This is a genomic window from Corallococcus sicarius, assembly GCF_003611735.1.
GTDB lineage: Bacteria > Myxococcota > Myxococcia > Myxococcales > Myxococcaceae > Corallococcus > Corallococcus sicarius.
Genome location: NZ_RAWG01000342.1, coordinates 1 through 9,706, shown reverse-complemented (window position 1 = coordinate 9,706; position 9,706 = coordinate 1). Strand labels below are relative to the sequence as shown.

8 protein-coding genes are annotated in these 9,706 nt (G+C 71.1%); 2 read left to right on the top strand and 6 right to left on the bottom strand.

Annotated elements, in window-relative coordinates:
- Positions 1-172: 172 nt before the first annotated feature.
- From D7X12_RS34835 to D7X12_RS34825, 3 genes are all read right to left on the bottom strand, one after another.
- Complete coding sequence (locus tag D7X12_RS34835) at positions 173-379, bottom strand: hypothetical protein (RefSeq protein ID WP_120629519.1); 207 nt, start codon at positions 377-379, stop codon at positions 173-175.
- Between the two features lie 85 nt (positions 380-464).
- On the bottom strand, positions 465-659 hold the full coding sequence (locus tag D7X12_RS34830; RefSeq protein WP_120629518.1) for a hypothetical protein: 195 nt from the start codon (positions 657-659) through the stop codon (positions 465-467).
- A 351-nt stretch (positions 660-1,010) separates the two neighbouring features.
- Positions 1,011-2,699 (bottom strand): hypothetical protein, encoded by a 1,689-nt coding sequence (locus D7X12_RS34825; protein ID WP_120629517.1) that lies wholly within the window; start codon positions 2,697-2,699, stop codon positions 1,011-1,013.
- Positions 2,700-2,909: 210 nt separating this feature from the next.
- Here D7X12_RS34825 and D7X12_RS34820 point away from each other — a divergent pair, with 210 nt between their 5' ends.
- Positions 2,910-3,608: a class I SAM-dependent methyltransferase gene (locus D7X12_RS34820; RefSeq protein WP_120629516.1), complete on the top strand. Its 699-nt coding sequence runs from the start codon at positions 2,910-2,912 to the stop codon at positions 3,606-3,608.
- 21 nt (positions 3,609-3,629) lie between these two features.
- Here D7X12_RS34820 and D7X12_RS34815 read toward each other — a convergent pair whose 3' ends face one another.
- Both D7X12_RS34815 and D7X12_RS34810 read right to left on the bottom strand, forming a co-directional pair.
- On the bottom strand, positions 3,630-4,337 hold the full coding sequence (locus tag D7X12_RS34815; RefSeq protein ID WP_120629515.1) for a response regulator transcription factor: 708 nt from the start codon (positions 4,335-4,337) through the stop codon (positions 3,630-3,632).
- The gene (locus D7X12_RS34810; protein WP_244224957.1) at positions 4,334-5,866 is read right to left on the bottom strand and encodes a sensor histidine kinase; all 1,533 of its coding nucleotides are present in this window, start codon (positions 5,864-5,866) and stop codon (positions 4,334-4,336) included. The genes D7X12_RS34815 and D7X12_RS34810 overlap by 4 nt, the downstream gene beginning before the upstream one ends.
- A gap of 246 nt (positions 5,867-6,112) precedes the next feature.
- On the opposite strand from D7X12_RS34810, the gene D7X12_RS34805 reads away from it, so the two are divergent.
- Positions 6,113-8,143, top strand: coding sequence for a c-type cytochrome (locus D7X12_RS34805; protein WP_120629513.1), 2,031 nt, complete (start codon positions 6,113-6,115; stop codon positions 8,141-8,143).
- A gap of 143 nt (positions 8,144-8,286) precedes the next feature.
- On the opposite strand, the gene D7X12_RS43835 is transcribed toward D7X12_RS34805, so the two are convergent.
- Positions 8,287-9,402: a hypothetical protein gene (locus D7X12_RS43835; RefSeq protein WP_208719476.1), complete on the bottom strand. Its 1,116-nt coding sequence runs from the start codon at positions 9,400-9,402 to the stop codon at positions 8,287-8,289.
- Positions 9,403-9,706: the final 304 nt, after the last annotated feature.

Here is a 9,706-nt window from a genome sequence, read left to right as displayed (position 1 = left end):
GGGAACGGGGGGCATGCCGGGCCGGCATTCTAGTCGGCTTCCGGCCCGAGCGTGCTGTCTGTCGGAAGGTGGTGCCCGGCCGGCCGCCGGCCGGGCACGATGCGTCAAAAGCCTGCGCGCCGGGATGTTTCTCGCGGTGTGAGAGGTGGCCGCAGAGCCCAGGTTGTGCCCTTCACTGCCCCGGGTACTTCACGAGCCAGGCATCATCAGGCCCTCCCTGGCTGGGGGCGAAGATGCTGCCGAAGGTGGAGCCGCCGGTGACGACGTCTCCGTGGAGGTCAACGGCGATGCCGACGGCATAGGTATACGCGGCTCCACCCACGCCCACGGGCGCCTGCCAGACGCGCAACCCTCCGGACGTGAACTTCCACAGGGCCATGCTGTGGGACGTGTTGCCAGAGGCGAAGACATGCCCATCCGGCGACGTCGCGACGGACCAGATGCTCGCGTTCGTGTAGCCCAGTTCATGCCAGTCGCGTGACCACTGGGCGGAAGAGGGGATTGCCTTCGTGGCTGAGGGTGGGGGCGCTCCCCGCATGGTCGAACGGACTCTGCGCCTGCCAGTTCGCCAGGGTGAAGCCCGCGGTGTTGTTCAACCGGAAGCGTGCGCCCGTGGGATGGAAGAAGAGGTTGTTCTCGCTGGAGAAGACGCCACCCACCAGCGCGGGTTGGTAGAAGAGCGTGCCGCCCGTCCGGTGGGTTCGGGTGTAGTCATGATGGCGATGTGATCAGAGAACGCCAGGTAGACGCCGGTGACGTCCTGGTCCTGGCAGTCCACCAGCACGTTGCTGAGGACCCAGTACTGGGTCTGACCGAAGTCGAAGGGGTTCTTGTTCCCGTACGGGATGACGGAGCCCAGGCCCATTCCTGGCGATGCCAGCGGTCTGAAGTCGGATGGACTGCTGCGTGTATGCCAAATGCTGGAATGGACTGACGTCTGGTGAATAGAAAAGCGGCTGCCCTGGAGTCAAGGCAGCCGCTCAGTCATGAAGCGACGTGTGTGTTAGCGCTCAGTCGCCTTCGTAGATGCCGATGGCGCCCGGCGTGACGGGGCCGGTCTTCGGCGCGATGCCCTCGAAGGCCACCAGCATGCGGCGGCGGGCCCCTGAGCGGTCCACCTGGATGTCCGGAATGCGCATCGCGGAGAGCTGGCTGCCGAAGAGCGAGTAGCTGTACTTCGTGACGCCTCCGCCCACGCGGCTGATGCCACCGCCCCAGGCCGTTCCCGCCCAGGCACTGTTGTCCAGGGGATCCACCGCGACGCTGGCCACATGCGGGGCGATGAGGTCGTTCTTGAGGCTGCGCAGGACGTTCCCTTCAGCGTCCAGTTGGATGAGGCCGTTGGCGAACGAGCCCACCCAGACCTTGATGTCCGCCAGGTTCGCCGCGGGGACGATGGCCATCGCCGAGACCATGTCCTCCGTCCGCTGCTCGGGGCGGGCGTAGGGCCATTCCTTCTCTCCCACCGCATCCGTCCAGAGGTCGCGGCGGTTCCACTTGTACTCCGCGTTCTCCGTCATGGACTGCGCGTCCCAGAAGTCGTTGCCGTTGGAGCCGTAGTAGTACTTGGTGGAGCGGTTGGCGCCGCCGAACCAGACGTCGTGATTGGGAAGGGGCGCGACGCCGTAGTAGGCGTCCGTCAGGAGTGCGTCCCGGACCTTGTACGCGCTGTAGTTGGTGCCGTGCCGCACCTGGTCGTTCTTGTAGTCGCTGTAGATGAACGCGCTGTAGGCAGGGTGGCTGTGCTCCTCGACGCCGGAGCACGCCAGCTTCCCATTGCACGTCGGGTTGCCCTCGTAGTGGGCATCCCCGCGAGCGAAGCCGTGGTTGCCGCCGAACCAGACGCTGCTCTTCTTGGGGTCTGAATCCTTGTCGTAGGCGAGCCGGTAGACGTTGCAGAGCTTCTCCCGTCGCTCGTAGCCGCTCACCACGCCCGGGCCGGAAGAGATGTCGTAGTGCACGACCTTGAGGGTGCCGTCGGCGCGCAGCTCCACGCGGTCCGCGTCGCCGCTCTTGTAGATGCTGGCATCGGCGGGACGGTTGTCGTTTGCCGCGACATCCCACTCGCCCTCGCACGGCGCGAAGCCCGGCGGCGGCGGCTTGCCCTCGTATCCGACGAAGACCGCGCCATCCCAGGCGCCCGCGACCGAGATGACCTTGAGGTAGGGCGTACCGGGCGGGGCGCTTCCATCCGGCATGTAGCCGTAGGGGCGCAGGCCGTCCGCCATCGTGAACTTCTTGAAGGTGGACTCCCCCTTCTTCAGAAGGAACAGGCCCTCTTCTCCGCCCGCCACCCAGACGTTTCCGCCTTCATCCGCGGACACGCCGTAGACGAAGCGGGGACCGCCCTGCTCGCGGCCGTAGAAGGACCAGCCCGGCGCGGATGGCAGCGTGTATTTCGTCTCACCGGGATCCGTGGTGCCCGCGTCCGTGCCACCCGTGCCGGCATCCGTCCCGCCCGTGCCTGCGTCGGTGCCTCCCGTACCGGCATCCGTGCCACCCGTGCCCGCGTCCGTGCCGCCCGTGCCCGCGTCAGGGCGCGACGTGCCCGCGTCCGGCACCTGCGGGTTTCCCTGCGGATCCTCGATGGGCGCCGGGTCGTCCACGCCGCGCGTGTCGCCGTTGTCCCCTCCACAGCCCGTCCACCCCAGCGCTCCCACCAGCAGGACCGCTCCCGTCCACCGCCACCCGTGCCTCATGGTTCCCACACCTCGTGCTTGCTCTAGGCGGAGTTCCCCTCAGCGGGCCCCCCGTAATGCGGCCAACCCAAGGCAAGGAGGGTGCCAGCCCGGACGGGACGGGCAGCCGATGACGGCGTCCGGTGCCAGACAGCAGGTGGGCAAACGATTGCCCACTGTGGGCATGCCGGGGGTCCCGGAGCGCCCCCCAACCGTGCTAGGGCCTGGGACATGGCAGGGAACGACGCACGCGGCCGCACCCCGCTGTCCCTCGTGGGACAGGAGCCGGACCTCGTCTTCTACACGCGACAGGCGTCCGAACACGGCGCGCCCGTCCTGGTGCTGGGCGCCGCCAATGGCCGCGTGCCCTGGGCCCTGTCCGGCCACGGCTTCGCCACCGTGGGCGTGGATCCGTCGGAGGTGATGATCCGCTCCGCCGAGGAGCGCCGCGCTTCGGAGAGCCCGGAGGTCTCCGCGCGCACGCGCCTGATGACCGCGGACCTGCGCGCGCTGCGGCTGCCGGAGAAGTTCCCGCTGGTGCTCGCCCCGCAGCACGCGCTGGGGCTGATGGCCGGCCGCGACGACGTGGAGGCGTTCCTCGCCACCGTCATCCACCACCTGGCCCCCGGCGGCACCTTCGTCTACGACGTGCTCAACGCCCCGCGCGAACCGGTGCTGCCGCGCGACGAGGACGAGCCCGGCGCCGCGGTGGAGCCCCGCCGCCCGCTGTTCGCCCTGCACCTGCGCGAGCGGCGCACGCCCGGCGGCCCCAGCCCCATCCGCCGCCTCAAGCTGCGCCACTTCCTCCCCGAGGAACTGGAGACCGCGCTCACCGCCAGCGGCCTCACGCCCCGCGAGCGCTACGGCCGCTTCGACGGCAAGCCCTTCGACCTGGAGGACCTGCGCCAGATTGGCGTCGCCGGGCTGTGAGGCGACGGCTCGGAAGCACCTTCAGCGCTCGAAGCGGTAGCCCAGGCCGCGCACGGTGAGGAAGTGCCGGGGCGCCTCCGGGTCGGCTTCGAACTTGAGCCGCAGCTGGCGCATGAAGTTGTCCACCGTGCGCGCGCTGCCCTCGTAGTGGTAGCCCCACGCGCCGGACAGCAGCTCCTCGCGGGTGAAGGTGCGGCCCGGGTGCGCGAGGAAGTGCGCGAGCAGCTTGAACTCCTGCGCCGTCAGCTCCACCGGCTGCCCGTCGCGCGCCACGGTGCGCAGGGCCAGGTCCACCTTCACGTCCCCGAACGTCACCGGCGGCGCAGTGGTGCCCGTGGCCCCGAACCTGCGGCGCAGCACCGCCTTGATGCGCGCGAGCAGCTCCTGGAGGCCGAAGGGCTTCACCACGTAGTCATCCGCGCCCAGGTTGAGGCCCAGGATTTTGTCCGACTCCTGGCCCCGGGCGGACAGCACCACCACGGGCGTGTCCCGGCCGCGCTGGCGCAGCTCGCGGATGACCTCGTAGCCGTTGAGCTCCGGGAGCATCAGGTCCAACACCAGCAGGTCCGGGGCCTCGTCCAGCGCCTTGGCCAGGCCCGTGCGGCCGTCCTGCGCCTGGAGGACCTCGTACCCTTCGAAGCGCAGGTTCATGGACACGCCGGTGAGGATGGACAGGTCGTCCTCCACCACCAGGATGCGGCGCGGCTTCTCTTCACTGCCGTTGCTCATGAGCGGCCCGCCGGGAGCTGGAGGGTGAAGCGGCTGCCCTGGCCGGGTTCGCTCTGCACGGTGATGCGGCCGCCGTGCGCCTCCACGATGCGCTTGCTGATGGCGAGCCCCAGGCCGCTGCCCTCCGTCTTGCGCGTGAGCAGGTTGTCCACCCGGTAGAAGCGCTCGAAGATGCGCTTGCGGTCCTTCCTGGCGATTCCCACCCCGTTGTCCTCCACCGACAGGTTCACGTGTCTGCCGTCCCTCTGTGCCCGGAGTGAGATCTTCCGGTTCGTGGGCCCGCTGTACTTGTAGGCATTCTGCAACAGGTTGAGCAGCGCGCCCGCGACCGCGACGCGGTCCACCTCCACCGGCGGCAGCGCGCGCTCCACCTCCACCTTCAGCTCCATGTCGTCACCCAGCCGCTGCGCGCGGAAGGCCGCCACCGCGGCGTCCACCACGTCCGCCACCGGCAGGGGCTCGCGCTGGTACACCTTGCGGCCGCTCTCGATGCGGGCCCAGTCCAGCACCCGCTCGATGAGGTCCGACAGGCGCTCCGTCTCCCGCGTGAGCAGATCCAACACCTCCTGCATCTGCGCGGGGTCCTTGAAGCGTCCCAGGGCCAGCGTCTCGATGAACATGCGGATGGAGGTGAGCGGCGTGCGCAGCTCATGGCTCACCAGCGACACGAAGTCCGTCTTCATCCGGGACAGGCGCGCCTCGCGGTAGAGCACGCGGCCGGTGTAGACGACGCCGAAGGTGAGCGTCAGGTAGAAGAGGCCCAGCAGCACGCCGTACACGGCGCGGTTGCGCGTGGAGGCGCTGGCGATGGGGTCCTCGCCGGTGGGCAGCACGACGAGGCGGAAGTCCTGCAGCGGTGGGGACAGCACCCGCTCCGCGAGCACCGGCTGCCCCAGCGCGTTCTGCCGGGCCTGGGCGACCTCCGACATCAGCCGGTTGACGAGCCCGCCCTCGCTGGTGGTGTCGCGCGGTACGGGCAGCAGCGTGAAGAGCACCGGCTCCGACGTGGCCCGCCCCTGGGCCTTGTCGGCCAGGAGCCTGTCCAACGCGATGCCGGACAGCCGCACGCCGCGCACCTGGGTGCCCTGGCGCTCGGCGGCCACCATCACCGCCCGGTTCCCGGTGGCGAGCGAGAAGACGGTGGGCACCGTGGGGAGGGAGGCGGCCTCCGGCACCAGCGCCGCCAGGGCCTCCGCGAGCTGCGGATCCCGGGTGCGCACGAGGCCGTTCTCGACGTGGAAGGTCCCCTCCGGGTCGGACACCTCCTGGTCGTCCTCCAGCAGGAACGCCAGCCGTCCGTCGTCCGCCGGCTCCAGCCGTCCGCCATTGAGCGCCCGGGGCACCTCCGCGGACAGGTCCGCGAGCGTGCCGCGCCAGGCGGCCTCCAGGCGTTTCTCCACCGCGGCGCGCTCGTTGATGATGGCCACGATGCCGAAGCCCGACAGGCCGGCGGAGGGCAGCACGATCAGCAGCAGGAGCAGCGCGAACGTGCGCCGGAAGCTGAGGATGACGGGCGCGGGGCGTAGCACGAACCCGGTATCTACACGCGACAGGGGCCGGGTGCTCGGGGTGTTTGTGGGACAGGGGCGGCTTCCCCACATTGTCCGGGTCCACACGGCGGGTGTGGAGGGCATCGACTTCCGGTGGACGGGTGGGCGAGCATGCGGCCCTCGGGACGGCGTGTGAGCAGGGCCGGCACGCTCCCGACTGGCCGTGGGGCTTCAGCGCGCGCAGGACAGGAACGCGCGGGCCTCACGGGAGGGGAAGGCTTTCCGATGCGACGGCAGGGATGGGCTGCGCTGTGCGCGGTGACGCTGGTGCTTTCGGGGTGCAAGGAGCGCGAGGTGGCGGGCACCTGGAGCAATGCCTCCGGCTCCGTGGCGCTCAGCCGGGATGACGCGCTGCTCTACGTGGTGGATACCGACAACGGCGTCCTCGCGGTGGTGGACACCGCCCGCCAGGAGAAGGTGGGCGAGGTGCGGGTGGGTCCCCGGCCGGAGCGCGTGACGGTGGGCCCGGATGACACCATCTACGTGACGAACCGGGGCGGGCGCAGCGTGTCCGTCATCCGCCGGGGTGACGCGGTGGAGGCGGCGCGCATCGACGTGGGCGTGGAGCCCACGGGGCTCGTGGTGTCTCCGGACGGAGACACGCTGTACGTGGTGAACAGCGCCACGCGCACGACGGCCGCGCACGGCAGCCTCACCGCCATCGACACGGATTCGCTCACGGCGCGCTGGGAGCTGCCGCTGGGCGAGGAGCCGCGCGGCATCGCGCTGCTGGAGGACGGCCGCAAGGCGGCGGTGTCGCTGTTCCGCCAGGGCGACGTGATGACGGTGGACCTGTCGGACGCGGACCGGCCCCGGGTGCTGCGTGCAGGCACGGACCTGAACGCGCGGGCCAACGCGGCGTCGTCGCCCCGGTCCGTCACGGCCCTGGAGACCCCCCTGCCTTCGCCCGCACCGAAGAAGCCGCGGACCTTCCGCGCGCGCGGCATGGTGGACCTGCTGGGCGCGCCGGATGGGCGGCGGCTCTTCGCGCCGGTGCTCTGGTCGCGCGAGGACCCGCTGGCCGCGTCGCCGGGAGATGACATCCAGGAGGGAGGGGACTCGCTGTATGGCGGCGGGACGCCGTGCGGCGCGGACGTAGGCGGAGGGGTGGTGGCCGCGGGCCTCATCACCTTCGACGCGGACGGCGAGGCGCCGGAGCCGGTGGTGGACGACCTGGACGAGTGCAAGCCGCCGCCGGACAGGACGCCGGACCATCCCACGTCGCTCATCACCAGCCTTTCGATGACGCTGCCCGTGCAGGGCCCGGCGGCGGCGGTGGTGGATCCGTCCGGTGCGTGGTTGTTCCTGGTGAACCAGGAGACGAACAACGTGGCCATCATGTCCACGTGGCGTCGCTCCGGGCAGGACCTGCCGAGCCGGGTGAGCTCCATCCGGCAGATGGTGTCGGTGGGCGCGGGGCCCAACGGCATCGCCATCACGCGCGATGGTCGCAAGGCGTATGTCTACAACGCGTTCGACCACACGGTGAGCACGCTGGTGGGCAGCGGTGACGGCATCGACGCCGTGTCCGAGGAGCCCACGCGGTTGCCCATCGCGGGCGACGTCCTGCCCCCGATGGCGGTGGCGGGCCGGCGGCTGTTCTTCTCCGCGCTGGACGAGCGGATGACGAGCATGGAGGTGGCGATCTCCTGCGCGTCGTGCCACCTGGAGGGCCGCGAGGACGGACACGTCTGGGGCTTCCCGGACGGGCCGCGCCAGACGCCGAGCCTCGCGGGGCGCATGACGACGTCGACGGCGCCCTTCCACTGGAGCGGGGAGTTCTCCGGTCTGGGGGACTTCATGAACGCGACGGTGAAGGACCGCATGGGGGGCCAGGAGCTGGACTCCGACACGGTGGCGAAGCTGGCGGCGTTCATCGACACGATTCCGGCGACGGACAATCCGTTCCGCGGCGAGCCGCTGACGGAGGCGCAGGCGCGCGGCGCGGCGCTCTTCAAGAAGGCGGCGTGCGACACCTGCCACGCGGGCGCCGTGCTCACGAACAACACCAACGCGGACGTGGGCACGTTCGTGCGCGAGGGCGCGCTGCGGGACGCGGACCCGGTCATCAAGGCGGGGCTCAACACGCCGTCGTTGCTGGGCGTGGGCCGCACCGCGCCGTACCTGCATGACGGCAGCGCGCCCACCCTCCGGGCCCGCCTGTTGAATGACCGTGGGACGAACCGGCATGGCCTGACGGCGCAGCTCTCCGACGCGGATGTGGACGACCTCGTCGAGTACCTGCAGACGTTGTAGTCGTGCACGCACGCTCCGGGGGGATGCAGGCCCTGGAGCGTGAGCGCGGCGTGGGGCCGGCTCGGGGTGTCTGTGATTGAGGCCCCGAGCCCGCTTGATGGCTTACGACGCAGGTTGCGTGGTGGTGGCGCGGGCTTGACGGCTTACGGCGCAGGCTGCGCGGTCGTAGGGGCAGGCTGCGCGGTCGTAGGGGCAGGCGGCGCGGCCGTTGGCGCAGCTGGCGCGGGTGTCGGCGCAGGCACTGCGGGTGTCGGCGCAGGCGCGGGTGTCGGCGCAGGCACTGCGGGTGTCGGCGTGGGCGCGGGTGGCACGGCCGTCGGCGCGGCGGGCACGGCCTCATTGCGAGGCGCCGTGTTCGTGGGACGGGGCGGAGCCACCGTCGGCGCGGCGGGCACTGCGTCGCTACCAGGTGTCGTGTTCGCGGGCGGGGGTGGCGTCACCGCTGGCGCGGGTGTCCCTCCTCCCAAGGTCGCGGGGTCCGTCGGCGGTAGTGAGGGCGCCACGGCTCCGGGGGCGAGTCCTCCCCCCACGGGGGCCGTCACCCTGGGACGCCGGGGCCGCGGGACGGCAGCGGGTGCGACGTACGGCTGCGCCCTGGATCCCGCGGGCGCGGAGAGCACATCCGTCGTTCCGGCGCGCGGCAGGGTCAGCGTGTCCAGCGGCTCCAACGGCGCATTGCCGAGCGGGCTCTCCCCTTCGGGGCGCGGAAGCGCCGTGCCCGCGTCGCCCAGCCCGTGTTGCGACGTCACCGCGAGGCGGGCCACATCCATCGCGCGGTCGGGGTCGTCGCCCAGCCAGGTGACCACGACGACGCAGGGCGTGTCGTCGTCCCACGCGACCACCTGTGTCATGCCCTCCACCGGACTGCGCCGGGCCGCCGCCCGGCCCAGCGCGGACACCTCCTCGCCGCCCGCGTTCAACATGGGCGCGAGCAGCGCACGCACGTCCGCGCCCGCGTAGCCCGGCTGGCAGTCATAGGCCAACGAGACGGAGACCTCCGGCAGGGCGGCCGAACGCAACGTGCAGACCGGTCCGCACGTGGGGCAGCCCCGCTCCTCCTTCATCGTGAACCCGTTGAGCGTGAGGTCGCGCAGGTCCTCCGGCAGCAGCACGTCGCACGTGGGGATCGTCAGCGCGGAAGGCCGGCCCGGAAGCCCGATGGCACCCGCGTCCTTCGCTTCCGTCGCTTCCGTGCTCGCGCCGGGCCTGCAAGCCCCCAGGGCGAGCGCCATCAGCAGTGCGCCCCGTCCAACCCTCATCCCGTCTGCTCTCCTCACCGACGCATCCTACGCGAGCGCGGATGGTAGACCGGGGCCGCCCCCCGTCATCAGCATTGTGGCGCGGCTGCCGCTTTCCGGACGCGACCGGATGGAGGGACGGGGAACGGGCAGGCTTCGTCCACGGTGGCAGCGTGGGCTAGGCTGCCTGCCTTCTTCCATGCGCCTCCCTGTCCTCGTCACCCTGTCGGCCCTGGTCCTGGCGCCGGGCACCCCTGTCTGGGCCCAGGCCCCCCAAGCGCCGCCCCCCTGTCTCTTATACCCATCTCCGAGCCCACGAGCCCGG